Here is a 26250-nt window from a genome sequence, read left to right as displayed (position 1 = left end):
CCCCCATGAAGGAAAGCAAGCACGCGACGTTCGGACATGACCCGGTAACACGGCTGACGCTGGTGATCGTGATGGCCGTCTTCGGGATAGGCTGCGAGCACGCCGATCCGCGCGAGGAGGAACCCCCTCCGCCGGACGATACGGTGTCCTTCGCGGCCGTTCAGAGCATCTTTACCAGCAACTGCGCCTTTTCGGGATGTCATGCCGGCACCTTTCCGGCACAGGGGCTGAACCTGAGCGCCGGGCAGGCCTACGCCAACATCGTAAACGTGCCAAGCCAGGAAGAACCCTCGCTGGACCGGGTGGAGCCGGGTGATCCGGACCGCAGCTATCTCTTCATGAAGATCACCGGCGCGCCGGGGATCCGGGGTGAGCGGATGCCGCTCGGGCGGCCCCCCCTCTCGGCCGAGCAGATCGAACGGATCCGCCGCTGGATCGAAGCGGGGGCCCCGAACGACTGACCCCCGCTTCAGTCGAACCACCTCTTCAGGGTCTGTTCGTCGATCTCGGCCGGGCCTTCGGGATCGATCCGGACGTACCGGCCCCGGAAAAAGAACGTCACCCGGTCCCCGAGCCGCGCGAAGGCAAGGGCTTCGGGATAGAGACGAAGGAAAGTGAAGTACGCCCTGGAGGCGAAGCGGAGCCGGTGCAGGCCGGCGGTGTCGGTGGCCGCGTCGAATTCGGCATCGATCCAGGCCCCGGCGGCGTTGCGGAGCAGGGTACGCCCGGCGACGACCCGCAGGCCCGCGCCGGCCGGTGGGGCGGCGCGTCCGGCTTCCTGCATTTGCCGGATCGATTTGCTCATCTCCACGGCCACGCGGCCCGTGGTCAGCGAGAGCGCGGCATCGGCCGGCTCCCGGCTGACATGGCGGTCGTCCCGTTCACATCCAGGTGGCAGCGCGGCCCGCCCCTCCTCTTCCCGGACGAGGTAGGAGGTGTAGGGCGTCACGAGGCCGAACGCTTTTGCCAGGGCGATCACCTCGTCCCTGAGCTCGTCGTTTTCTCCGTAGAGCCGGATTTCGTCGAGCAGCTCGCCGACGCGGCGGGTGGCCCACAGCCGCGCCACGAAGTCGTGCTCGCGCTCGAGCGCGGGCAAGGCAAAGGTGTATCGCCGGCGGACCGGTGCGTCGCCGAGGGTGCCGTGCAGCACGACGGTGACGGTGCCGGGCGTGCGGTAGCGACCCGTGAGGATGAGTTGCCCGCCCCGGTACAGATCCGGCAACCGGCGGGGGGTCAGGGCTTCCGGGGCGACCCCGTCGAACGTGAGGTCGAGGCCGGTGAGGACGGGATGGCGCACCCTGTCGTAGAACGCGGTGATTCGTTCCTCGATGTTTTCCTCGGGCGCGATGTAGTCGGCGAAGGCGCCCGTCTCGCGGGCGAGGCCGTCGAGCAGGCGGGTGTTGACGTCGTAGCCGACGCCGAAGGGGAAGAGCCGCACGCCGCGCGGGTTGGCCGCTCCGACGTGCCGGTGGATGCGGCCCTCGTCGGTTTCTCCGGAGGTGGGCAGGCCGTCGGTGAGAAAGACGATCATGCCGTGGGGACTGTCTTCGAGCATCGCCAGGGCGGCCAGCAGGGCGTCGTGGATATTGGTGCCGCCCCGTGCCTCCAGCCGGTCGACGAAGTAGCGGGCGTCGTCGCGGGCCTCGGGGCCGGCCAGGCCGGGACGGAACGTGTCGACGTCGGAGGAGAAGGCGACCAGCGCGAAGCGGTCGTGTGCTTCGAGGCGGTCCAGGATGTAGCGGAGGGCCGCCTTCGCCTGTTCGAGCTTTTCTCCGGCCATGCTCCCGGAGGTGTCGAGCACGAAGACGAGGTCCTTCGGGCGGGCGGCCGCCTCGCCGGTGAAGGGCGGCGGATCGAGCAGCAGCATGAAGTAGCCGGGCCGGTCCCGGTAGGGCCGGTGCGTGAAGAGGGTGGCACCGAGATCGGCCGGGCCGAGGCGGTAGTAGAGGACGAATTCGCCCCCGTCGAAGGGCTCGTCGTTGTCGAGGGTGACGATGGCTTCGCGTTCGTCCTTCCGTTGCACGTCGATCCGGTGGGAGGGCGAGTAGAGGTTCGTCAACGCCGTCACGGCCTTGAGCCGAAGCCGGAGGTGGCTGCGGGGGGCCGTGGCCGCCGGTGCATTTTCCCGGGGCGCCCGTTCGGGGGGCAGCGGGCGCGGGAGCGGCGGGACGCCCCAGCTGTCCAGCGAGGCCTGCAGCGGGTAGCGGAACGTGACCCGGTCGCCTTCACGCGGCAGGGTGGCGTCGTACCGGAGGGTGATCGTGCGGGTGGCTCCCCCGGGGATCGGAAAGACACGGGCGCGGAACGTCCGGTAGCCGGTCAGTTCCAGCAGGGCCGGATCGAGGCTGCGCCGGACGATGTCCTCGTAGAGCTGCCGGGCTTCCTCGGCGCTCAGGAGTTCTCCGGCCAGCTCCTTGCCGTCGATTTCCATCGAGAAGCGGGAAACCTGTGCGCCCGGCGGCAGGGGAAAGAGCAGCGTTCCTTCGACCGTCTCGCGGCCGGGGTTGAGGAACGTATGCGTGACGGTGACCACGGCCACCTGGTCGTGCACCGTGGCGTCGACGCGGTGGGCCTGCAGGAGGAGCGTCGCCGGCCGCCCGTCCGGCCCGACGACCACGCCCTGTCCCCGGGCGGGCATTGCGAAAACGGAGAGCAGGGCGAGCAAAGGCATCCATGGTTTCATGAGGTGACCCTCCCTCGAAACGAATGGGCGACGTGCCGGACGGGCCGGGCGCCTCGGGGCAGGCACGGCACTTCCGGGCCGTTCTTCTAACGGAGCAAGGCAGGGTTTATTGTTGGCCTGTGGCGAAACACATATGACACGCGGCTGACACCCACCCCCCGTATTTTACCCTTGAAGCAGGTTTCGACCACCCTTATCCGGAGGAAAACCATGGTTACGCATAAAGAAGAGGGGGCGGTAACGCAGCCGTGGCATGTGGCCGAGGTGGTGCCGGCGCACATGTTCGGCGTGGGCGGGCCGGTCTACGACCCGCCGTACGAGACGCCGCTGGAGGACGAACTGGCCTGGCATCTGGTCAAGTATCTCCGCCGCCCGGTGCGCCTGCACAGCCAGGTCCGTGTGCCGACCCCGTGCGGGGTGTTCTGGGTGGATTTCGTGCTCGAACACCGGGGGCGGTACCTCGGCATCGAGTGCGGTGCGCTCGAGGAAGAGGTGGACGAACGGCAGGAGCGGTATCGGGACGCGCTCATCATGGGTACGGGAGCCTTCGAGGTGCTGTATCGCTTCCGGGGGGAGGATCTCTTCCATCACATGGAAGACCTGCTGTACCTGCTCGCCCGGGAACACCCGGCGCTCTTCACGGAGCGGGCCCTGATCAACCTGGAACGGCTGGCTTCCCCCGCGGCCCGTGCCGCCGCGACGGCGGCACCGGGCGGTTTCGCGTGGCCACCCGCCGGCGACTCCCTGGCCATCCGTTATCCCGAAGCCGATGAGGATGCCGCGGCCGCCACCCTGCGGGTCAAACGGCTCCGGCTCAAATGCGCCACCGACTGGGTGCGCGACCACGACGCAGCCCTGGCCGAGTACGGGGCACGCCCGATGGCCCGAACCGCGTAACCCTCAGGGGGCGTACCATGCAGCGTTTGACACTCCCACGGCTCTGGGCGCGCGGGCTTCCTGCGCTTGCCATCCTGCACCCTTTCTCGTGAGGGCAAGCGTCCTCCGGCTCCTGTTCCGGATTCCGCGTAACATTCCTCCGATCGCGCCGGGCGGAACTCTTGCTGTCCGGCGCGTTTCTTTGTGGGTAGTAAAGACAAAAGGTTAACTTGATCGGAGGATATCCTATGAAGACGATCGCCGCACTTCCGAGACATAAGACGCGCATCGACCTGGCGCCCGAGGTCCGTGAGGCCATGATCGAACTGCTCAACCAGCAACTGGCCGATACGTTCGACCTGTTCAGCCAGACGAAGCAGGCGCACTGGAACGTGAAGGGACCGGAGTTCATCGCCCTGCACGGGCTCTTCGACGACCTGGCCGATCAGTTGCGTGACTATGTGGACAAGATTGCCGAGCGGGCAACCACCCTGGGAGGCACGGCGGCCGGCACGGTCCGTATGGCTGCTTCGAGCACCCGCCTGCCCGAGTATCCGGTCGAAGTGTTCGACGGTATGGCGCACGTGGAGGCCCTCGCCGAGCGATACGCCGCCCTGGCCGAAACCACCCGTGCCGCCATCGGTCTGGCCGAAGAGGCCGGAGACATCAGCACCGCGGACCTGTTCACCGAGGTTTCGCGTGGGCTCGACAAGGCCCTGTGGTTGCTGGAAGCACACCTGCAGAAAGGCTGACTGCGACAAGCAGGCGTCCTCGTTACGGGCGGTGTCGCCTCCGGAAGCGACACCGCCTTTTTTGTGTCTCTCTTCCGGATACCGCGCCGAGTTTATTGTGCGGTCTTTTATTCTTTATATTGCTTTACTTAGGATAGCCGGAAAGGAGGGGCAGGGCTTCCCCGGGGCGAAGAAGGAAACGATTATGCATCAGGGAAAGGCCTCGCTGCCGGAACCGGGCAACGGATCGCCGGATCCGCGGGCTGCCGAGCGCCGGTGGCGTGAGCGGGTGCGTCTGTTGAGCCGGATCATGACCCATCCCGGGGGAGACACGGACGCCCATCTTGCGGAGGCCCTGCGCCTCATCACGGCGTACTTCGGAGCTGATGCCGGCGTCATCGGTCAGGTCGAGGAGGCCCGGATGGTGGTCCGGTACGTGCATGCCCCGGACGGAGGGCCGGCCCCCGGGGAACGGTTGCCGCTGGACGGGACGTGTGAGGGGCTGGTGTTGCAGGCCGGTGAGGTGGTCGCCGTGGAAGCGTGCGAAGGGGCGGCACCCTGCCTGGAACACGCCGGCCTCACGGCCTATCTGGGAGTTCCTCTCCCGGTACGAGGAAAGCCGTATGGCGTGCTGGGCCTCTGGTTCCGCTCGTCTTCGCTCGGGCCGGCCGGTGCCGAAGATCGCTCGTTGCTGGCGACGCTCGCCGGCTGGATCGGCACCATGCTCGCACGCCGGCAGGATGAACAGGACCTGCGCCGGCGCGAGGCACGGTACCGGGAGTTGATTGGCTCTACACTCGCCATCCTGTGGGAAGGGGACCCGGAGACCTTCGCGTTTTCGTTTGTGAGCCGGGAGGCGGAGGCCTTGCTGGGCTATCCCGTCGACCGATGGATCGAGGAACCGAACTTCTGGGTCGAGCACATCCATCCGGAGGATCGTGGATGGGCCCCGGCCTTCTGTGCGCGTGCCACGGAGGAATGCCGGCGCCATACGTTCGAGTATCGCATGATCGCAGCCGACGGGCGCGTGGTCTGGCTCCGGGACGTCGTCAACGTGCTGGCGGAAGACGGCCGGCCCGTCCGGCTCGTCGGCGTCATGCTCGACATCACCGAGCAGAAGGAAGCCGAACGGCAATTGCGTGAGGCCGAGGCCAAGTTCCGGGCGCTGGTCGAGCAGTCGCTCACCGGTGTCTACATCATCCAGGAGGGCCGTTTTGCCTATGTCAACCCCATGTTGGCGGAAATCTTCGGCTACACGCCGGAGGAGCTTCTGAGGGGCTGTACGGTCATGGATCTGGTGGTGGAAGAAGACCGGCCCCTCGTCGCGGAAAACATCCGCCGGCGGGTGGAGGGGGAAGAAGAGGCGATCCGCTACACGTTTCGGGGGCGTCGTAAGGACGGTCGCCAGATCTACGTCGAGGTGCATGGCCTGCGGGCGACCTATCAGGGACGGCCGGCCGTCATCGGCACACTGCTGGACGTTACGGAACAGCGACGGGCTCAGCAGGAGCGCGAGCAACTCATCACCGAACTGGAGGCCCGCAACGCCGAGCTGGAACGCTTCACGTATACCGTCTCGCACGACCTGAGGAGCCCGCTCGTGACCATCCAGGGGTTCGTGGGATTGTTACGCGAGGATCTGAAGGCCGGGCGGAGGCAGGCGGTCGAACAAGACCTCGACCATATCGAAAAGGCCGGGATCACCATGCGGCAGTTGCTCGATGGCCTGCTCGGACTCTCGCGCGTGGGACGCCTCGTCAATCCACCGAAGAAGGTGTCCATGGATGATCTGGTGGGCGATGTGCTGGTGTTGCTGGGCGGTGAGCTGGAGGCACGCGGGGTGGCGGTGGCGGTACAACCGGGGCTGCCCGTCGTCTACGGGGATCGCATCCGGCTGAGTGAGGTGCTGCTCAACCTGATCGGGAATGCGGTCAAGTTCATGGGCGATCAGCCGCATCCCCGCATCGAAATCGGGGTGGAAGACCGCGAAGGACAGCCCTGTTTCTACGTTCGCGATAACGGGATAGGTATCGACCCGGCCTACCACGAGAAGATCTTCGGCCTCTTTGAACGGCTCCACACCGGGATCGACGGTACCGGCATCGGGCTGGCGCTCGTGCGGCGCATCGTCGAGTTCTACGGTGGGCGGATCTGGGTCGAGTCGGAAGGAGCGGGCAAGGGGAGCACCTTCTATTTCACGCTGCCGCCGCCCCCGGATGGGACATGACGGGGTGCCGTTCGCCGGGCTATCCGGGGAACACATATCCGGGGGGCACCGTGGCCCGTCCCTGGCGTGCATATCCGGCGAACGCTTGGGTCCCTTCCCTCGCCTCTCAGAGGAACGTCGGTGTCAAAACGGGCAGCACGACGACAGGGGTTTATGTGGCATGACGTGAGGTCTTCGCCCTTGTGTTATGTGGAGGGGCTCACGCAGGGCTCGGGATGAAAACGACTTCCTCCATCCCGGTGGAACGTACCCAGCCTCCCGCTGACGCCGCGGTCTGGCCGCGTGACGCGGCCGAAACCGGCACACACCATCCGCGACCACACCGCCGTGCTGGAGGCGTGGCTGTGCGCCCTCGATCCGGCCGTGCTGGCCGCCGTGCGACCGATCGTCACCCCGGACACCCCCGCCGACGCGTGCATCGACTACGCCTTTCGCCTCAAGGTGGCCATCCGCACCCTGCGCCCGGTGCGGGGCGGCGACCCCGGACAACCCGCACGACGACCCGTCGGCCCGCTGAACGGCCCTTTGCGTCCTTCCCCTCCGAACCCTCGACCCGCCTGGATGGCCAGAAGGCTCACCTTGTGAGCGGCTGCTCGTACGTCAGCCCGAACATCGTGTCCGTCAGCCAGCGCCGGAAGCCTTCGTTGTCGCTGAACTGCTTGAACAGCTCGGTGTCGTCCTGCAGCAGGGCATTCATCACGCGACGGAGTGCTTTGTCGAGCTCGATCCGGGCGTTCTGCCGGTCCGAGTTGCGCATGGCGTTCTGGTAGGCGGGATCTGCCGCCACGCGCGCCGGGATCTCCTCGGTCAGGAGCCGGTGTACCCGGTCCGCGTCGCTCCAGGCGATGTTGCCGAACTGCTCGTTGAAGCTTCGGATGATGTTCGAGAGCCGGTCGATCTCCGGCTCCGGCCTGTGCCCGCCGCCCGCCGTGGGGATCGGCTCGATCTCCGCGTCCTCGTCCGGTAGCCGGATCTGGAGGGTTGCCTGCTTTTCGACCCGATAGCTGTCCATGTCGATGGCTTCCAGGATGCCCTGCGAGAGGTCTTCCTCGCGGGGAGCCGGCAGCTTCGGTACCAGAAAGGTGAAGAAGATCGAGCGCTTTTCCCATGCGGCGTTCGTGTACGGCAGCACCTGGGTGAGGAAGCCGTAGGTGCGCAGGAACGCCTTGGCCTTGCCCTTGAAGTCGACCTGTTCGTCCTCGTCGAGGTCGTCGCGGTAGGTGGCCACGCAGGCATCGAGGATGGGATCGAGGCGGTCGCGGTCGGCGCCTTCGAGGTAGAGGCGAACCAGTTCGTCCACCTGATCCGGGGCGTAGACCTGGTAGCCGTCGAGCGCGGCCTGGAGGTCGTGCAGCTTGTTCGGGTCCGTCTCGTCGGCGAGGAGCGTCGTGCGGTAGTAGGGCTCGAACGCCCGGCGGATCGTCTCGACGTCGTTCTGGAAGTCGAGCACGAAGACGTCGCGCTTCTTCGGGTGGGCGCGGTTGAGGCGCGAGAGGGTCTGCACGGCCTTCACGCCGGAGAGCGGCTTGTCCACGTACATCGTGTGCAGCAGCGGCTCGTCGTAGCCCGTCTGGAACTTGTCGGCGCAGATGAGGAAGCGGTACGGGTCCTCCCGGATCTTGTCAGCGATCTGGTTCGACGGGAAGCCGTTGAGCGTAGCCTCGGTCACCTTCTGCCCGCCGTACTCGTGCTCGCCGGAGAAGGCGACGATGGCCTCGCAGGGGCTCTTGCGCTCGCGCAGGTAGGCGCGGAAGGCATGGAAGTACTGGATGGCCCGCTCGATGCTGCCGGTGACGACCATGGCCCGCGCTTCTCCACCGATCTTGTTCCGGGCGATCACCTGCTCGTGGAAGTGGTCGATCATGATCTCGGCCTTGAGGCGGATGGCGTGCTCGTGCCCCTCCACGTAGCGGCGCAGCTTCTTCCGGGCCTTCTTCGTGTCGAACTCGGGGTCGTCCTCGATCTTCTTGACGAGCCGGTAGTAGCTCGCCACCGGCGTGTAGTGGGCGAGCACGTCGAGGATGAAGCCTTCCTCGATGGCCTGCTTCATCGTGTAGCTGTGGAAGGGCCGGTGCCTGACGGTGCCGTCCGGCTGCGGCACGGGCTCGCCGAAGAGCTCGAGCGTCTTGTTCTTGGGCGTGGCCGTGAAGGCGAAGTAGCTCGCATTCGGCAGGAGCTTCTTTGCCTCGATCAGCCGGTTGATGTGGTCCTCCAGCGTCTCGTCCTCGTCGGCCTCGTCCCCGCCCGCGAGCGCCTGGTGCATCTTCGCCGTGGTCCGCCCGCCCTGGCTGGAATGCGCCTCGTCGATGAGGATGGCGAAGCGCCGCCCCCGGTGCTCGCTGCCGATCTCGTCGAGGATGAAGGGGAATTTCTGCACCGTGGAGATGATGATCTTCTTGCCCTCGGCGAGGAAGCGGCGCAGGTCGCCGGACCACTCGGCGTGGCCCACCGTGGCGCTCACCTGGGCAAACTGCCGGATCGTGTCGCGGATCTGCCGGTCGAGGATGCGGCGGTCGGTGACGACGATGATGGAGTCGAAGACGAAGGCGTCGTCCTTTTCGAGCCCGATGAGCTGGTGGGCGAGCCAGGCGATGGAGTTGGATTTGCCGCTGCCGGCCGAGTGTTGGATGAGGTAGCGCCGGCCCGCGCCCTTCTCGCGGGCGTCGGCCAGGAGCCTGCGGACGACGTCGAGCTGGTGGTAGCGCGGCCAGATCTGTTTCCGGCTTTTCTTGCCCGTGCGGGGGTCTTTTTCTTCGACGACCTGGGCGTAGTTCTCCAGGATGTCGGTCAGGCTCTCGCGGGTGAGGATCTGCTTCCAGAGGTAATCGGTCTTGAGGCCGTCGGGGTTGGGCGGGTTGCCTGCGCCGTCGTTCCAGCCCCGGTTGAAGGGCAGGAACCACGAGGCTTTGCCCTGGAGGTGCGTGCAGAAGCGCACCTCCTCCTCGTCCACGGCGAAGTGCACGACGCAGCGGCCGAATTCGAAGAGCTTCTCGCGCGGGTCGCGGTCGCGCCGGTACTGCTCCACGGCGTCGGCCACGGTCTGTTTCGTGAGGTTGTTCTTGAGCTCGAAGGTAGCCACGGGCAGGCCGTTGATGAACAGCACCAGGTCGAGCGCGCGCCGGGTCTGGTCTTCCGAATAGCGGAGCTGGCGCGTGACGCTGAAGCGGTTGGCGGCAAAGCGCTCGGCGGCCTTCGGGTTGCCCGGCGACGGCGTGCCGTAGAAGAGGTCGAGGTGGTGCGGGCCGTGCTTGAGGCCGTGGCGCAGCACGTCGATGGTGCCGCGCTTGCTGATCTCGCCCTGGAGCCGCGCCAGGAATTTGCGGCGGGTGGGGCCGTCTTCGTCGAGTGCGAGCGAGGTGGCCACCCCGGGCTGTGTGGCGTGGAGGAAGGCCGAAAGCTGTGCGAGGTCGACGCAGTAGGCGCGGTCGTAGTCCTCCGGCCGCCCGCCGATCCAGCCGGCGGCGTACGGCGGCGAGGGCTCGCGCACCGTGCCGGCGGCGGGCACCGTGCCCGGATCGCACGGATGGCCGGTGAGCGCCGTGCAGATCAGCCGCTCGAGGCCGCGCTCGCTGGTGTCGGTGGGGCTCATGCGTCAAGTTCTTGCGCTGGTTCGATCAAATACCCATCAAGTAAGATTCTGGCCGGCAAGTGCTAAAAAACAATTGTTTAGGCCGGAATGCCTGGTCTTGCGAGGGCTCTTCATCAAGTACCCATCAAGTACCCGTCAAGTACGTTCGTCATGGCCGGTTCTGCGTCCCGCCCGCGGCCCAGTAAGGCAGATAACGCATCAGTTTGGGCGCGGCGTTGGGATCGGCCGGCACGATGACTCCCGCCTCGACCGCCTCCCGGATCAGTCGGGAGACGAGCGCGCGGTTGTGCTCCTCGACGCCGAATCTCGCACGCAAGGTGGTGTTCGTCATCTCCTTGCGCATGACATACTGGAGGCAGGCATGGAGATAGCAGGCACGGACGCGGTCCTCCTTATCCATATCCTTCAGTTCCTTGTGCGCGAACAGCACCGCTCGTGTAAACCCCTCCGGATTCTCGAAGAGCGGCGCCGGAAGCTGGTACAGCTCGACCTCAGAGACGACTTTGTCGATGCCACTCCCCCGCTCCTCGCAGATGCCCATCCTGCGCAGCAGCGATGCCAGCGCTTCGTTCCGGGATCTCGGCGGCGTGTCTAGAAAACGACGGGTATCTACGAGCGGCTCGCCCGGGTTGGTGATCTCGATTCGATCCTCGAAGATCTCCACCATCGGCCCCGCACCTCGGACGAAGAAGTCCTGATGGATGAGGGCATTGGCCACCAGCTCCCGCACCGCCAACTCAGGGAACATCGGCACCGAGGTGCGTAACGCCTGTCCGATCACCTCGTTGGCCGGGATGAGCCCGTTGACGAACGTGATCAGCCCCTCGAAGCCCGCCGCGTATCCCTTGACTCCTCCCTGCTCCTTCAAGGTCTCGGTGCGGCCTGCGCCGCGGTACTGGACGACACGGATGGCTTTTCTTCGAAGGGTGTGAAAGGCATCGAGCCGCTTGGCAAGGAGAATCGCTCCCAGGTTCGTGATGTCCCAGCCGCCGGCAGGGCTTTTCTGGATCAGCCGCTCGTCGGCCAGCGCCGCCAGGATCGCATCCCGATTCGGCGGCAGCGGCTGTTCCAGCAAATCGAAGTAGGCCTGGTAATCCAGCAGGCGCAGCACCTCATCGTCTGCAACCCGTTCCCGGGCGATGCCCTCCTCGAAGGGCGTCCGGTCGAAGATGCGCCACAGCGCCCGCTCCTTCTCGGGGAAGTCCTTGAGCTTTTTCTTGTAGGTGCCGACGCGGATGAACTCCTCGCCGGAGAACCGGACCGGGCGGCGCGCCGACCTCGCGATCTCGAGCACCACGACTCGCACGCCCTCGATCTCCACCGAGAAGAAGCGAAAGTCGATCTTCGGCTCCAGCAGACGCAGCAGCCAGCTCTCCAGCTCCTCATTGCCAACCTTCGCCGTCGCCGGGTCGAAGGTCGTGCCGATCAACGCATGGTCGTCGTCACGCACGCCCCAGACCAGATAGGCGAACGCCTTGCCCACCAGGGCGGCCGCATTCGCCAGCGCCGAGATGTATTCTCCGATCTCCTTCGGCTCGGCCCGATCCACCTTGAACTCGACCCACTCGGCCTCCCGCGGCAGCGCACACAACTCGCGCACCAGGCTCGCAAGGTAGTGGGCTGACGGTTCGGTGCTCATGTCTCAGCCTCCTCTTCGAGCAGGTCCGCCTCATCCGTTGCGTCCCCCTCGGTGTCCGCGTCCTCCGCATCCTCCGCGTCGGCGTCGTCCGGCGCGTCGTCTTCGGCGAGCGGGTCCGTCTCCGGCAGCCGCGCCGCCGCCGCGCGCACGTCCAGCTTGCCCGTGACCACGTCCGCGATCAGCCGCGTGCGGAACTCCTTGAGCAGCTCGATCTCCCGCCGCGCGTCCTCGATGGCCCGGTCGATCTTCCCGGTCTGCGCGTCGAGGTAGTCGACGATGGCGGTCTGTTCGGGGAGAGGGGGGAGGGGAATCCCCAATTCTCTAAACCGCTCAGTGGGAAGCCTCCGCGTCCCGTGCCCCGCTTCGTCAATCAACGGCACAAATGCATCCCGCGCCGCGGAAAGGAGTCTTACCAGGAAATCAGCATCGACATCGGGTTTGGGTAGCAGGGCCTTCATGTCTTGATTGATCGTCACAGGGATTGCCGTAATGCCGACCGGAACTCGACGTGCGAGAATCATCCCTCGAACGACCAGAAGGATGGCTGGAGGTTCGATTAGCTTTAGTGGTGTCTCGGCAAGCGCTTCATAGGTGACTTTTACCAACGAGTCGTGGAGTGACTGCTGTTTCATGTCTTTGGGCGTTATCCACGGGATGTTGCCACCCCAGAAGCGTCGCACCTCCATACTTGGCGTCATCCCGCCGATAATCGAAACACACTGCCGTAGTTTCCGCACCTCCCAATGTGCCGGCACCTGGCCCAGCCATTCGACGCCGGCGTCCTTGTACGCGGGGTAGGGCCGGCCGGTGCGGACGTCGATGCGGCCGGTGACGGTCTGGTGGATGAGCGCCTGCCTGTACTCCTCCAGCAGCTTGACCAGCCGCCGCCGCGCCCGGATCACCCGCCGCAGACGCCGGTCCGCGTAGTCGAGGAACCGCACGATGGCGGTCTGTTCGGGGAGGGGAGGGAGGGGGAGAAGCAGTTTTTTCAGTTGGCTGCCGTAAATGTGCACCACTGTGAATCCGCGCCCCATCCTTGCTTTTTGCGCTCTCGAAGCAGGACAATCGCAGGCATAGCCCAAATATTCAGGAACTGCCTCCACCGCTGGCCTCAAGATGAGGATATCACCTCCGCAACGTGCGTCTTCCCGCAGAAGGTTTACCGCAGACTTTCCTATATCATCGATGGTCTCTCCGCTGGCTGCAAACAGTACGTCGCCGTAGCGGATCGGGGTGTAATCACGTGCTCGATCAGGAGAAAGGAAGGCCTTCGTGCGCCGAATGAAGTGCTCGTGCCGCGTGTATAGATCTCCGTAACGGACGCAAGGAATTCCTTCGGCAACTTCATCTCCTTTGTTGCCCCCATTGCCCTTGAAAAGATGTCCGATGCGACTGAGCGAGAGCACCTCCCAGTGCGCCGGCACCTGGCCCAGCCACGCGACGCCGGAGTCCCTGTATTCGGGGTAGGGGTGGAGGTGGTCGATCATGGTGTGCCCTCCCTGCCGGCAATGCGAACCGGGACCCGGAGCCGGTCCCGCACTTCCTGATAAATCGGTAACGAGACGCCCTCTGCCACCTCCAGTGTAACCGCCAGCCCGTAGCGCACCGGCTCCACGATGTCGCCGGCATCCGCACGGCAACTGACCTTGAGGGTGATGGCATCGCCGTCCTGGAACGGCTCTGCCCTATGGCCTTCGAGCACCTCATGCTGGAGCGTGCCGCGCGTTGCCGCCCGCCAGTCGGCATCGAGGCGCTTTGGGGTGAAGTCGTTCTTCGGGCCGAACCAGAGGTGGGCAACGCGGTAGCCCCGGCGTGCAGGGTTGACGGGGGTAAGCCAGGCCAGCGTCACGGTCAGGCGGCGTCGCTCCGTGTGGGCCGAAAGGCTGGGCGGCAGCGGCAGACGGTATGCGTGCGCCTGGCCATCTTCGAGCGCCCCGTAGCCGAGCACGGTCACCCGCTGATCGGTGCAGGCCACGACGCGCGCCGGGTCTGCCGGCCCGTAGCCGAGGAAACGCCCCACGTAGTCTTTGAAGGTCCGGCTGTTCCGGTGATTCTTCAGAATGGCCTCGTAAATGGCATACGCATCCCCCCAGCTGGCCCCGTGGGCGAGGAGCGTCTTCAGCAGCACCGCGTCGTACTCGGCGGGCACGCCGTACGTGGCGCGGAGTTGTTCCAGCACCTCGTCGTACAGGCGCATCGCGGCACGCGACGCCAGCGCGGCGGCGTTGCTGGTGCCCCGTAGATGAACCGTCCGGTCCAGTTGTCCTGCAGGTCCGGGGGCGGCAACGCGTTGACCTGGCGGGTTTAGCGATGTCGCTGCCACCAGGGTAGCGGTGGGGCTAACCGGTTTCTCAATAAAGAACTGCCGACCTCCGGGAAGCAGGATGTCGGGCTTGACGGCTCTGCGGTATCCGGGGCCATGCGCGTTCACCGGGCTCGGCAGGTCCGTGCGGGCATACGGGTCGATGAGACGGTGGTTTGTGGGGAGGGTTGACGCGTCGGCATGCAGGGCGCCCACCGTCAGGCCGTTGATGGTTTCCGCCGGAGACAGCAGCCGCCGGTTGCGCGTTTCGCTCGCCAGGGCGCGGATCACCTCGCGTTCCCGCTCCTCATCCGTTAGTCGCCGAAGATCGACGCCGGGCACGTCCAGCACGATGTCCTTGCCGTGATTGCCTGCGCTGACGACGAACAGCACCTCGTACTTCCACGCCAGCCAGTCGAGGAGCCGCGCCCAGGCGCTCATTTCCCGGTCCAGCAGACGCGCCGCATCGCCCACCGACAGGTTGATCACGCGCACGGTGGGGGCAACGGGATCCTCGTCTCCATCCCCTTCGAACAGCCGGCGAATGGCCCGGTGAATCAGATCGACGGGCAGCACATTTTCCGGAATGGCCTCATGGAATTGCCCGGCGAAACCACGGCGCGGCTGCATGATGGGGCGGACGTACACCGGCCGGTCCGACGGCGCGCCCCTCTCGTCGAGGTCGCCGTGGCAGATGAGCGATGCCATGGCCGTGCCGTGAACCCGCTCGTGGGCCTGGTAGGTCATCTCGTACCCATCCGGGTCGTCCACGATGATGCGTCCGTCGAGCAGGCGGTGCTTCGCCAGCGGCATACCGTCCAGCAGGGCAACCAGCGGCTCGGGTTTTGTCGGACTATCCGGAACGGCACCTGCCAGCGGCTGAGCCGCACTCAGGTCCTCGTACGACGGCACCGCGCACTGCCCGACGGGACGGAAATACCAGACGTCGTCACACTGGAGCAGCCGGACCTCGCGCTGTTCGAGCATGGTTTGCACTGCACCTGCCGGAACGCGCCCGAGGATGCCGTGATAGGCGATTTCTTCAAGGACACACTGCCCGGCAATGTCACCGCCCACCTCTTCGACCAGCGCGCGAAACATTTCCTCGGCCTGTCTTCGGCGTTTTGGGTCGTGGCGGAACCACAATTCGGCCTCGAAGGGCACCATCTCTTGCCCGTGCTCCAGACGATAACGCCAGTCGTCGAGAACGCCCGTCTCTGCGATCCGATCTTGAACATCCCAGGGCCGAATGGTGCGGAGATGTTCGAAGAGCCGCTTTAGATTTGCCAGGCCGTAGGGAAAATCGGTATCAGGATTCTGCTTCCAGCGATCAAACAGGCTTTGAATCTGGCGAAGCGCCCGCTCATCGGTCATCACGAGATAGAGCCGCCCCGATAGCGGCTTTTCCGGGTCTTTCTCATCCTCGAATCCCTCTCCCGGTGAGATGTCGTCGACCTCGAATTCCCCGAGCCATTCCAGACCTTGGATCCTTCGAACGGCGTTGATGAAGTTCTCGACGGATCCGACGGTTTCGAGCACCAGCGCCAGTTCGGGTTGGATGCCGGCCGCGCTGGCCTGGATCTCGATCCGCCGCCGCTCCATGGCCTCGGAGAGTCGGCTGAACTGGGGCGTGAGGCGTTCTGCTTGTTGAGATGGAGGTGGAACCTTGATCTTGCTGGGGCCACCTGATCCCTTTGCTCGCTCAGCAAGCGCCGGCTCCGGGAAGAGCAGAAGAGGATATTCTGCCATCGTTACTTTTTATTCATGAACGGCGGGGGAGAATCTTTTTTTCCAGTGGTCCAGACAGGCTTTTGTGATGGCTTGCGGATCGGCGGCCGGCCCGGCCAGTACGATGCGCCTTAAGACGTCCAGTCCGAATTCCTCGACTTCGGCAAAGCTGAGTCCTTTCAGGCTCTGGGCCAGACTGCGTGGAGAGAGGCCCAGATCGTGCCCCGTTTGCGCTTTGAAGCGACGGAACCACGCCTCGATCTGTCCCTGTCGTGGCATGGGCAGTTCGAGGCGAAGCTGAAACCGCCGCCACACGGCGCGGTCGAGCAGTTCCGGATGATTGCTCGCGGCAATGACGACGACGTAGCTTGGTAGCGCATCTACCTGAAGCAGCAACGAGCTGACCACACGCTTGATTTCACCGGTCTCGTGCACATCACCGCGTTCCTTACCCACGACGTCGAACTCGTCGAAGAACAGAACGCACTGCCGCGAGCGCGCATGTTCGAACACCTGTCCGACACGCTGAGCGGTTTCGCCGAGATAACTCCCGATGAGTGCCTCGTAGCGCACCACGAGGAAGGGTACGCACAGCGCATCGGCGATGGCCTCAGCCAGAGACGTTTTCCCATTGCCGGGCGGACCGGCAAAGAGCACACGGTGCCGTGGTTCCAGACCATGAGAGCGTAAGAGATCTGCGCGGTGTTGTTCTTCAACGAGTTCGCGCACCGATGCCTCGACGTGTCCGGGCAGAATGAGATCCGACAACCTGCGCTTCGGTGTCAATTCGGCCCAGAGAGGCCCCGAACGATGGAGGGCCGGAAGTGAAGTTACGGGCCTGGGCTTTCCATTCGTTTCGTGTTTGAGTTGCGCAAGGATTCGCTCGGCGAAGATGGTGTGGTTCTTCGCCCTTTCGTCGGCAGCCAGCGCCTCGGCGGTCTTTTGCACTAGTGCCTGATCGCCACGAGTGGCGGCTCGAATGAGATTCAATATCAGATCGGCTCGTGCCATGAATTAGCTTTCCATGCTCCATACCAGGTGCGGTCGCCTTGCGCTGCTTCGCGCTGCCTTGCACATACGCCGGTGGTGAAGCCCTTGTTCAGGGCACACACGAATACAGCGCACTCCGGCGCCGGGGTGGCCGGCTGGCAGGCATGGCGTTACCCCAGCCCGCCGCCGAGGATCTCCGCCAGCAGCCCTTCCGTCTCCCGTTCCATGGCCAGGATGTCGGCACGGATCTCGTCGAGGGGGCGCAGGGGCTGGGGCTTATAGAAATAGCGGGTGAAGCTGATCTCGTAGCCGATCTTGACCTTGCCGGGATCGTACCAGGCGTCGGGCGCATACGGGAACACCTCGCGCTGCAGGAAGGCGTCGATGGACCGGCGGGCGTCGTCGTCGGTCGGCACATAGCCCGGCGTGTGGCAGGCCGGGCATTCGAGGAAGGGCACCTGCTCGGTGTCGCGCAGGTCGGTGTCCGGCTCGTATTCGACCACGGCGGGCCGCCCCTTGATCGTCGTCTCGAACAGGCCGCGCAGCGGGTTGGGGGCCACGCCTTTGCGGTGGATCTTGCGGATGACGGGCGGGGCCTCCTCCGAACGTTCGTGCGTCTCCTTGAGCCGTCGGATCTCGGCGGCCTTGTACGCCCGCTCGGGGTCGATGCCGCTGAGCCGCAGCGGGCGCTCGACGGTCACCTTCCAGTAGCCGAAGGCCGCATTGGGGAAGATCTTGCTCTGCTCCGTCTCCTCGAAAGCGAGAAACGTTTCGCAGATGCGCTGGATGTCTTCCTCCGAAAGCTCGCAGTTCTTCTTGCCCAGGTTCTTGCGCAGGGGCCGGTACCATGGCGAGGCGTCGATGAGCTGAACCTTGCCCCGGCGGTGCGCGGGCTTGCGGTTGGTCAGCACCCAGATGTACGTGGCGATGCCGGTGTTGTAGAACATGTTCAGCGGCAGGGCGATGATGGCCTCCAGCCAGTCGTTCTCCAGGATCCAGCGGCGGATGTTGCTCTCGCCCTGCCCGGCGTCGCCCGTGAAGAGGGCGCTGCCGTTGTGCACCTCGGCGATGCGGCTGCCCAGCGTCGTGCCGTGCTTCATCTTCGAGAGCATGTTCACGAGGAAGAGCATCTGGCCGTCGCTGGTGCGCGGCAACAGCGGCAGTTCCTCGCCCCGATGCCGGACGACGAAGCGGGGGTCTTTGATGCCTTTCTTGCCGCCCAGGCGTTCGAGGTCGCTCTTCCAGCTCTTGCCGTAGGGCGGGTTGGAGAGCATGAAGTCGAACTCGTGGGCGGGGAAGGCATCGTTGGCGAGCGTCGAGAACGCCGGCCCGCCGACGATGTGGTCGGCCTCCTCGCCCTCGCCCTTGAGCAGCAGGTCGGCCTTGCAGATGGCATACGTCTCGGCGTTGATCTCCTGGCCGTAGAGGTGCGTGACCACGTCCTTGCCGTGCTGCCGGGACAGGTCCCGCAGCGTCTCCTCGGCCACGGTGAGCATGCCGCCCGTGCCGCAGGCGCCGTCGTAGAGCAGGTAGGTGCCCGACTCGATCTCTTCGGCGATGGGCAGGAACAGCAGCCGCGCCATCAGCTTGACCGCGTCGCGCGGCGTCCAGTGCTCGCCCGCCTCCTCGTTGTTCTCCTCGTTGAACCGGCGCACCAGCTCTTCGAAGATGGTGCCCATCGCGTGGTTGTCGAGGCCCGGCTGGCGGATCGAGCCGTCCGCGTTCCGCACCGGGTAGGGGCTCAGGTTGATGTCCGGTGAGAGGAACTTCTCAATGAGCGTGCCGAGGGCGTCGGCCTTGCTGAGCTTCGGGATCTGGTTACGGAACTCGAAGTTGTCCAGGATTTCCTGCACATTCGGCGAGAACCCGTCCAGGTAGGCCTCGAAGTCCTGGCGGAGCTGCTGGCGGCTCGCCCGGGCGCGCAGGTCGCGCAGCGTGAAGGCGGAGGTGTTGTAGAACGCCTGCCCGGCGGCCTGGCGGAGGGCGGCGTCCTGGTTGGTGATGCCGGCAGCGTCGAGGCGGGCCTTCATGTCGAGCACGGCCTGCTTGGTCGGCTCGAGCACCGCATCGAGGCGGCGCAGGACGGTCATGGGCAGGATCACGTCCCGGTATTTCCCGCGCACATACAGGTCGCGCAGCACGTCATCGGCGATGCCCCAGATGAAGTTGGCGATCCAGTTCAGTTGGGTGGTTTCCAAGGGAATACGATGAGGTTAGATACGTCCGGAGGAGCCGGCAGGCATGCCTGTGCGCCGGCTCCGTCTTCGAGGTGTGATGCTGCAGGGGCGCAATATATCCGTGACAAGTAGCCGAGGCAATAATGTGCGGCAGGATCGAGTAGATTGTCCAAGAAATGAGCCTTTCACCTACCCCCACAATGATGCAGAGTGCTACCAATGCACAAGGCAGGTGGGTGTTGTCAGAATTCTCCACATCATTGACTATCGCCATAAAACACCCCTGAAAAAACCACGACGCCGCCCTCACGCGAGAAGGCGGCGTCGCAGGAAGTACCCGGGGTGGGACTCGAACCCACACGCCCTCAACGGGCATCGGATTTTGAGTCCGACGCGTCTACCGATTCCGCCACCCGGGCCGGTCACTGTCGCGATTTTATGAAGCCGGTCCGTGCATTGTCAAACGCGCGGTCGTTTTTTCACGGCGGCTCATTTACGTCCGGGCCGCCGGGACTGGTTTCGCCCTTCGGGGCGCTCAGCGCGTGCGGGCGTAGTGGGTCTGAAAGCGGATGATGGATTCGATCCCCTGGCGGAACCGGTCGAGGCCGAAGTGCTCGTTGGGGGAGTGGATGGCGTCCGAGGTCAGCCCGAAGCCCATCAGCACGCTGTCCAGGCCCAGGCGTTTTTTGAACACGGAGACGACGGGGATGGAACCGCCGCTGCGGATGAAGAAGGGGTCACGGCCGAAGACCTCCTTCAGGGCGCGGGCCGCCGCCTGCATGGCCGGGCTGTGCGTGTCGACGAGCACCCCGGGGCCCCCGTGCAGGTAGCGGAACGACAGCTTCATGGTGGGCGGGCAGTTCGCCTCGAAGTACGCCCGGGCTTTCTCGGCGATCTCCTCGGGCCGCTGGTCCGGGACGAGGCGCATGGAGATCTTGGCGTGGGCCTGCGCCGGCAGCACCGTCTTGGCCCCTTTGCCCGTATAGCCGCCCCAGATGCCGTTGACATCGAGTGTGGGCCGGGCCGAGATGGCTTCGAGGACGCTGTAGCCCTTCTCCGTCTTCGTTGCCGGCAGGCCCACTTCCTTGGCCCACGCCTGCTCATCGAACGGGAGAGCGCGGAAGGTGGCGCGCTCCTCCTCGGTCAGCGGCACCACGTTGTCGTAGAAGCCGGGGATCGTGACGCGGTGGTCGGCGTCGTGCAGCCCGGCGATGAGGCGGCAGAGGGCGTTGATGGGGTTCTCGACGGCCCCGCCGTACATGCCCGAGTGGAGGTCCCGGTTCGGGCCGGTGAGCGTCACTTCGAGGTAGGCCAGCCCCCGCAGCCCGTACGTGATCGAAGGGATGCCGGGGCCGAAGAGGTCGGTGTCGGAGATGAGCACGATGTCGGCGGCGAGCCGCTCGTGGTGTGCTTCGATGAAGCCGGGCAGGTGCTCCGAGCCGCTTTCCTCCTCCCCTTCGAGCAGGAACTTGAGGTTGACCGGCGGGCCCTCGCCGGTGGCCAGGTAGGCCTCGGCGGCCTTCAGGTGCATGAAGAGCTGCCCCTTGTCGTCGCAGGCGCCGCGGGCGTAGATCACCCCGTCGCGGATGACCGGCTCGAAGGGGGGGGAGGTCCACAGCGCCAGCGGGTCGGGCGGTTGCACGTCGTAGTGGCCGTAGACGAGCACCGTCGGGCGGGCCGGGTCCACGACGTGTTCGGCGTAGACGACCGGATGCCCCGCCGTGTCGAGGACCTCGGTGTGGGCCATCCCGATCGTCTCGAGATGGTCGGCAAGCCAGCCGGCAGCCCGGCGCACCTCGTCCCGGTAGTCCGGGTCGGTGCTGATCGAGGGGATCCGCAACAGGTCCTGGAGTTGCGCGACGAAGTCGTCGAAGTGGGTGCCGGCGTAGGCAAGGGCTTTTTCCATTTCAGGTTATACGTTTCATGTTACACGTTGCACGTTGTCTGGCGTGTACCCTGAATCTTTAGCGGCTCGCTGGTCCGGTTAAAAGATCCGTGCTGATCCGCCTTGCATCCGTGCGGGTCCGTGTGCCGGGACGGCGTTGGGGAGGACAGATTGCGGGTTGCTGCTATCCAGCCCCTTTGTTGGCAAAGGAACACATGGGGCGCGTGGCCAGCGGAGGTTAGGGCGGTGGAGGGTAAAAATCAAAACTCGCTTTCGTCGCGCCAGCGGCGGAGCTTCCAGGCGGCGGTGGTGTCCGGGCGGACGAGCAGGAAGTTGACGTTCCCGTCGCCGCGGAAGACGTCGCCGGTTTCGAGGGTGATGGTCAGGTTGAAAGAGCGGATGACGCGGAGTTGCCGGCCCGGCAGGAGTTCGTCCTGCGAGAGGATCTGGTTCCACTGGAGGCGGATGAGGCTGGCGTTCTGGAAGAGGCGGCGGGTGATTTCGAGGTCCTGTGCGAAACCCCATTCGCGGTCGACCTGGGCGTCGAAGTCGTGCCAGAGGAAGGTAAAGGCGGAGTCGAGCAAGGGTTCGTAGAGGGAGAGGTCGCGCAGCTCGTAGGCGTTGCGGAAGTTGGTGAAGAAGCCTTCGACGGTGGTGGGGTCGCCGAGCAGGTCGCCGAAGGGATCGCCTTCTTCGAGGGCCGGTGCAAAAGGGTTGCAGGCCGCCAGGCCCGCCGCCGTCAGCAGGGCGAGCGCATACGTCAGGACCGGGGCAGGGGGGGCGTTCATGCCGGGCGGGTCATTGGACGAAGGCGGCTTTCAGGTCGCTCCAGGAAGGGTTGTTGCCGAGTTCCTGGTCGGTCCACTCGCGGAGGTGCCAGAGTCCGTCGCCGTCGCGGGTGAGCACCCACTGGAGGCGCCCCTGCACGGTCGTCGGGGCGTCGGTGCGGCGGTGGTTGACGCTGAGCACATAGGTGGCGTCGAGCAGGTAGCGGTTCTCGTCGACCAGGGTGAGGGTGCGGTCGTTGAGGTCGAGGCGATGGCCGCCGCCCGGTTGGGCGGCCGCGGCCAGCGTGCTGAAGTACCGTTCTTCCTCTGCCCGGCTCCAGCCCGTCCAGATGGGGTCCCGTGCCTCGGCCGTGGCCGTCGGTTTGAAGGTCAGGTCCTCGGCCAGCGAGCGGCGGTAGTTGAGCGTGTTGAGCTCGGCCACGGCGGCCTGCAGGTTGGCCACGACCTGCTCGGGCGTGTCGGGTTGCTCGTACGTGCCGCCCCCCTCGAGGGGTGGCTCGGGGGTGCGGGGCGAGAACACGTCGCACCCGGCCAGCAGGGGCAGGAAAGCCACTACCAGGCACCACCGGAGGCGGGGCCCGAAATTCGACGAAGCATACCCCGGCCGTGGCGGGCACGCACGGAGGGCGTGCTCGCGGGGTCCGGGGCGGGCGCCCTTTCGGTTTTCGCCTGTCGGATTGCGGAGGTCCACACGAAGTCCCGGTGCCGTTCAGGGGGTGGTCGTTACACCGTCGTCCGGGGCGGAACGTTTCCGGGCGTAGAGGATCAGCCGGGGGGCGTCCTCGTGATGGGGGCTGCCGTCGTAGTCGCCGAAGGTGTCGAGCAGGTCGAGGCCGGCCTCGTCGTAGAGGCGCCGGAAGTCGTCCAGGGTGAGCAGGCGGACGGACTCGCAGAAGGTGAGGGTGCAGCCGTTCTGGTGCAGTTCGATCTGTTTGTTGATGCGCCCGTCGTCGATCCAGCGGCGCTGCCGGATGAGCAGGCCGTTCTCGTGCCGCACGTCTTCGGGGATGAGGTGACGCCGCACGAAGGAGGCGTTGAGGAAGTCCTGGACGAGCCAGCCGCCGGGGCGCAGGGCCGTGGCCATGGCGCCGAGGGCGCGGGCGTGGTCGGCGTCGTCGTCGAAGTAGCCGAAGGCGGTGAACAGGTTGACGACGCCGTCGAAGCAGCGGTCGCAGGCGGGAAGGCGCATGTCGCCCCGTTCGAAGGTGACCGGCAGGCCTTCTTCGGCGGCGCGGCGGCGGGCCTGTTCGAGGGCGCGTTCGGAGAGGTCGATGCCGGTGACGCGGTAGCCCCGGCGGGCCAGGCTGCGGGCATGCCGCCCGCGCCCGCAGCCGACGTCGAGGATGGCGGCGCCCGGCGTGGGCCGGACGATGCGCTCGATCAGGTCGACCACACGCTCGGCCTCGCGGTCGTCCCGCTGCCGGTAGACGAGTTCGTACTCGTCGCGGTCGAACCATTCCCGGTACCAGCTCATGCCGGTTCGGTCGAGGGGCGTTCGAAGGGAGCCAGGGCTTCCTCCACGGTGCGGGCGCCGGGGAAGAAGTCCAGCACCCGGTGGAGGACTTCGTCGAGGAGGGCGTCGGGGCAGGAGGCGCCGGCCGTCAGGACGAGGTCGAGGGGGCGGCGAGCGGGGAGCCAGCCGGTGGTGGTGCGCCGTGCGTGCGTGTGCAGGTCGAAGTGGTGGATCACGTTCGGCCCCTCGATCTCTCCGGCTCCGCTGATGAAGTAGGCGGGCATGGTGGCGGCGGCCAGTTCCACCAGGTGGCTCGTGTTCGAGGAGTTGTAGCCGCCGACGATGAGGGCCAGGTCGCCGCCGTCGGCCAGGAGGGCTTTCGTGGCGTCCTGGTTCTCGTTCGTCGCGTAGCAGAGCGTGTCCCGCGTGTCGGCGAAGTGTTCGTGGAGGTCGGCCTCGCCGTAGCGGTCGATCATGGCCCGGCGGAGCAGGTCGGCGATGGCCTGCGTCTCGGTGGCGAGCATGGTCGTCTGGTTGACGACGCCGATGCGGCGGAGGTCGCGGTCCGGATCGAAGCCGTCGGAGTGCCGGTCGGCGAAGCGTTCGAAGAAGAAGGCGCGGCCGGCCTCGCCCCGGATGACGCGGGCCAGGTCTTCGGCCTCGCCGAGGTCGCGCACGACGACCACGGGGGCCGCCTCTTTCGCATGGGAGAACGTGGCCCGGGTTTCCTCGTGGTACCGCTTGCCGTGGACCACCACCGTGAAGCCCTTCTGCCCGATCTGCTCGCTGCGTTTCCACACTTTCTCGACGAACGGGCAGGTGGTGTTGTAGCGCACCGTGTCGACGCCCCGGCGGGCGAGCTCGGCTTCCACTTCGAGCGAGGCCCCGAAGGCGGGGATGATGACGACGTCCTCCGGGGTGAGGGTGTCGAAGGGGATGAGCTGTTCGCCCCGGGTGGTGCGGAGGAACCGGATGCCGCGCCGCCGCAGGTCGTCGTTGACGTGCGGGTTGTGGATCATCTCGGAGAGCAGAAACAGGCGGCGGCCGGGGTTCTCGTCGAGGGCGCGGTAGGCGATCTCGATGGCGTTCTCGACGCCGTAGCAGAAGCCGAAGTGACGGGCGAGCTTGAAGCGCACCGGCCCGAAGTCCAGCACCGAGGGGGACAGGTCGCGCTTGCGCGGGTCGGTCACGCGGCGGGCCTCTTTCACCCGCCCGATGACCGGGCTGCGGTAGAAAGCCGGGACGTTGAACTGACGGGCCATGTTCGGGGGTGCTTCTTGGCGGGCCGGAGCGGGGCGTCTAACGCGGCACGCAGGGGGGAGGTTCGAGGAAGGTACGGGCGGGGTACGATCCGCCCCCGGCTTCCCTGCAGGCTGAAACCCGCCTTCGCCCGGCGGCGTGTGCCGGGTGCCTTTACCATTTCGTCACGCGCCTTTCTACGTTTCATCACAATGCGGGGGCGCACGGAGGCGGTGTTCAATTTAGTTTAGCCCATTCACCGGCACGTTGTTTATCAGGGTTTATCAGGGGCGGGGAAGCCATGTCGCACACCATTTTGATCACCGATGCCGTCGATCCGGTCTGCATGGAGATGTTGCGGGAGGCCGGGATGGAGGCCGACGTGCAGCTCAAGCAGCCGCCCGAGGTGCTGCGGCGGCACGCGGCCCGCGCCGACGGCTGGATCATCCGCAGCGGCACGCGGATCGGCGCCGACCTGATCGAGGCCGCCGAGAACCTGAAAGTCATCGGCCGGGCCGGCGTCGGTGTGGACAACATCGATGTGGAGGCCGCCACCCGGCGCGGCATTCTGGTCATCAACGCGCCCGACGGCAACACCATCTCCACGGCCGAGCATACGGTGGCGATGCTGCTGGCGCTGGCACGCCGCATCCCGCAGGCGAATGCCTCGCTGCGGGAAGGGAAATGGGACCGGAAGTCGTTTCAGGGCTCCGAGCTCTACGAGAAGACCCTGGGCATCGTCGGCGTGGGCAAGATCGGACGGGCCGTGGCGGAGCGCATGCAGGGCTTCGGCATGACGGTGCTCGGCTATGATCCCGTGCTGGCCCCCGAGGTGGCCGGGCGGCTGGGCATCACGCTCGTATCGCTCGACGAAATTTTTGAGAAGAGCGACTTCATCACGTTCCACACGCCGCTCAACGAGGCCACGCGGGGGATGCTGGATGCGGGGGCGCTGGCGCGGTGCAAGCGCGGGGTGTACATCGTCAACTGTGCCCGGGGCGGCATCGTCGACGAGGCGGCGCTGCTGGCGGCGCTCGAAGACGGGCAGGTGGCCGGGGCGGCGCTCGACGTATACTCGCAGGAGCCGCCTCCCCCGGCGCTGGCCGGCCTGATCGCGCATCCGCGTGTGGTGGCCACGCCGCACATCGCAGCCTCGACGGAGGAGGCCCAGCAGAAGGTGGCGCGGCAGGTCACCGAGCAGGTGATCCGGGCGCTCCGGGGGGAGCCGGTCACGTCGGCGGTCAACGCCATGGCGATCCGCATGGCGGCTCACCAGGAGGTGCAGCCCTACCTGCGCCTGGCCGAGAAGCTGGGGTTGATCGCCGGGCAACTGGCCGCAGCACACCTGAACCGCGTCGTCGTCCGGTGCCACGGGGACGTGCCGCAGCGTTATGCCGAAGTGCTTAAGATTGCGGTGCTCAAGGGCCTGCTGAGCTGCTCGCAGAGCGGTCCGGTCAACCTGATCAACGCCCCGGTGCTGGCCGGGGAGCTGGGGCTGGACGTGGTGGCCGAGGTGCGTTCAGGACGGGACAGCTTCACGAACCTGATCGAGGTGGCCGTGGAGACGGACCGGACCCGCCGGGAGGTGGCCGGTGCCATCTTCGGGGCCGACGACCCCCGTCTGGTCCGGGTCGATGCGTTCTGGTTCGAGGTGCGGGCCGAGGGCTGGCTTCTGTTCTACCGGAACGTGGACCGGCCCGGCATGCTGGCCTCCGTCGGGGGGGCGCTGGCCGAGGCCGGGATCAACATCGGGGCGCTGGCGCTCGGGCGTACGGGCAAGGGGGCCATGGCCCTGACGGCCATCAGCGTGGACGAGGCGGTGCCGCCGGAGGTGCTGCGCCGCATCGCCGCGCTCGAGGGGGTCGAAGACGTGCACCTGATCTATGTCTGAGCGGGCCTGCACGGGATGTGCAAAACGACGTCCCTGCCCACAGGGGACGCAG

At 66.1% G+C, this 26250-nt stretch carries 18 protein-coding genes and 1 tRNA gene; 6 read left to right on the top strand and 13 right to left on the bottom strand.

Annotation, left to right across the window (positions count from 1 at the left end; all coding sequences use genetic code 11):
• Window positions 1-5 precede the first annotated feature (5 nt).
• Window positions 6-461, top strand: a complete 456-nt coding sequence (locus GQ464_RS07475; protein ID WP_166978550.1) for a c-type cytochrome — start codon at window positions 6-8, stop codon at window positions 459-461.
• A gap of 8 nt (window positions 462-469) precedes the next feature.
• On the opposite strand, the gene GQ464_RS07470 is transcribed toward GQ464_RS07475, so the two are convergent.
• The gene (locus tag GQ464_RS07470; protein WP_166978548.1) at window positions 470-2671 is read right to left on the bottom strand and encodes a VIT domain-containing protein; all 2202 of its coding nucleotides are present in this window, start codon (window positions 2669-2671) and stop codon (window positions 470-472) included.
• A 222-nt stretch (window positions 2672-2893) separates the two neighbouring features.
• Here GQ464_RS07470 and GQ464_RS07465 point away from each other — a divergent pair, with 222 nt between their 5' ends.
• From GQ464_RS07465 to GQ464_RS07450, 4 genes are all read left to right on the top strand, one after another.
• On the top strand, window positions 2894-3580 hold the full coding sequence (locus tag GQ464_RS07465) for a hypothetical protein (RefSeq protein WP_166978546.1): 687 nt from the start codon (window positions 2894-2896) through the stop codon (window positions 3578-3580).
• 227 nt (window positions 3581-3807) lie between these two features.
• Window positions 3808-4311 carry a DNA starvation/stationary phase protection protein Dps gene (gene dps, locus GQ464_RS07460; RefSeq protein WP_166978544.1) on the top strand — a complete coding sequence of 168 codons (504 nt, stop codon included), beginning with the start codon at window positions 3808-3810 and terminating at the stop codon, window positions 4309-4311.
• A gap of 184 nt (window positions 4312-4495) precedes the next feature.
• Window positions 4496-6517 (top strand): PAS domain S-box protein, encoded by a 2022-nt coding sequence (locus tag GQ464_RS07455; RefSeq protein WP_166978542.1) that lies wholly within the window; start codon window positions 4496-4498, stop codon window positions 6515-6517.
• Window positions 6518-6799: 282 nt separating this feature from the next.
• A complete protein-coding gene (locus GQ464_RS07450) occupies window positions 6800-7102 on the top strand; it encodes a hypothetical protein (RefSeq protein ID WP_166978540.1) in 303 nt (100 codons plus the stop codon).
• Here GQ464_RS07450 and GQ464_RS07445 read toward each other — a convergent pair.
• From GQ464_RS07445 to GQ464_RS07390, 12 genes are all read right to left on the bottom strand, one after another.
• Entirely contained in the window at window positions 7092-10106 is a 3015-nt protein-coding gene (locus tag GQ464_RS07445) for a type I restriction endonuclease subunit R (protein WP_166978538.1), read from the bottom strand. The two genes, GQ464_RS07450 and GQ464_RS07445, sit on opposite strands and share 11 nt — an antisense overlap.
• Window positions 10107-10254: 148 nt before the next feature.
• Window positions 10255-11745, bottom strand: coding sequence for an ATP-binding protein (locus GQ464_RS07440; protein WP_166978536.1), 1491 nt, complete (start codon window positions 11743-11745; stop codon window positions 10255-10257).
• A complete protein-coding gene (locus tag GQ464_RS07435; protein ID WP_166978534.1) occupies window positions 11742-13232 on the bottom strand; it encodes a restriction endonuclease subunit S in 1491 nt (496 codons plus the stop codon). The genes GQ464_RS07440 and GQ464_RS07435 overlap by 4 nt, the downstream gene beginning before the upstream one ends.
• Window positions 13229-15796, bottom strand: coding sequence for a S8 family serine peptidase (locus tag GQ464_RS07430; RefSeq protein ID WP_166978531.1), 2568 nt, complete (start codon window positions 15794-15796; stop codon window positions 13229-13231). The genes GQ464_RS07435 and GQ464_RS07430 overlap by 4 nt, the downstream gene beginning before the upstream one ends.
• A 9-nt stretch (window positions 15797-15805) precedes the next feature.
• Entirely contained in the window at window positions 15806-16786 is a 981-nt protein-coding gene (locus GQ464_RS07425; RefSeq protein ID WP_166978529.1) for an AAA family ATPase, read from the bottom strand.
• A gap of 149 nt (window positions 16787-16935) precedes the next feature.
• Window positions 16936-18963: a type I restriction-modification system subunit M gene (locus GQ464_RS07420; RefSeq protein ID WP_166978526.1), complete on the bottom strand. Its 2028-nt coding sequence runs from the start codon at window positions 18961-18963 to the stop codon at window positions 16936-16938.
• Window positions 18964-19276: 313 nt separating this feature from the next.
• Window positions 19277-19361, bottom strand: a tRNA-Leu gene (locus GQ464_RS07415).
• A gap of 116 nt (window positions 19362-19477) precedes the next feature.
• Complete coding sequence (locus tag GQ464_RS07410; protein WP_166978524.1) at window positions 19478-20848, bottom strand: dipeptidase; 1371 nt, start codon at window positions 20846-20848, stop codon at window positions 19478-19480.
• A gap of 239 nt (window positions 20849-21087) precedes the next feature.
• The gene (locus tag GQ464_RS07405) at window positions 21088-21615 is read right to left on the bottom strand and encodes a hypothetical protein (protein ID WP_228350699.1); all 528 of its coding nucleotides are present in this window, start codon (window positions 21613-21615) and stop codon (window positions 21088-21090) included.
• A 10-nt stretch (window positions 21616-21625) separates the two neighbouring features.
• A complete protein-coding gene (locus GQ464_RS07400; protein ID WP_228350698.1) occupies window positions 21626-22168 on the bottom strand; it encodes a hypothetical protein in 543 nt (180 codons plus the stop codon).
• 156 nt (window positions 22169-22324) lie between these two features.
• On the bottom strand, window positions 22325-23089 hold the full coding sequence (locus GQ464_RS07395; RefSeq protein ID WP_166978522.1) for a class I SAM-dependent methyltransferase: 765 nt from the start codon (window positions 23087-23089) through the stop codon (window positions 22325-22327).
• The gene (locus GQ464_RS07390) at window positions 23086-24330 is read right to left on the bottom strand and encodes a 4-hydroxy-3-methylbut-2-enyl diphosphate reductase (protein ID WP_166978520.1); all 1245 of its coding nucleotides are present in this window, start codon (window positions 24328-24330) and stop codon (window positions 23086-23088) included. The genes GQ464_RS07395 and GQ464_RS07390 overlap by 4 nt, the downstream gene beginning before the upstream one ends.
• 278 nt (window positions 24331-24608) lie before the next feature.
• On the opposite strand from GQ464_RS07390, the gene serA reads away from it, so the two are divergent.
• The gene (gene serA, locus GQ464_RS07385) at window positions 24609-26198 is read left to right on the top strand and encodes a phosphoglycerate dehydrogenase (protein WP_166978518.1); all 1590 of its coding nucleotides are present in this window, start codon (window positions 24609-24611) and stop codon (window positions 26196-26198) included.
• Window positions 26199-26250: the final 52 nt, after the last annotated feature.

Origin of the sequence: Rhodocaloribacter litoris (genome assembly GCF_011682235.2) — a bacterium.
GTDB lineage: Bacteria > Bacteroidota > Rhodothermia > Rhodothermales > ISCAR-4553 > Rhodocaloribacter > Rhodocaloribacter litoris.
Note: the sequence above shows the minus strand (reverse complement) of the source record. Positions and strands in the feature narration are given on the sequence as shown.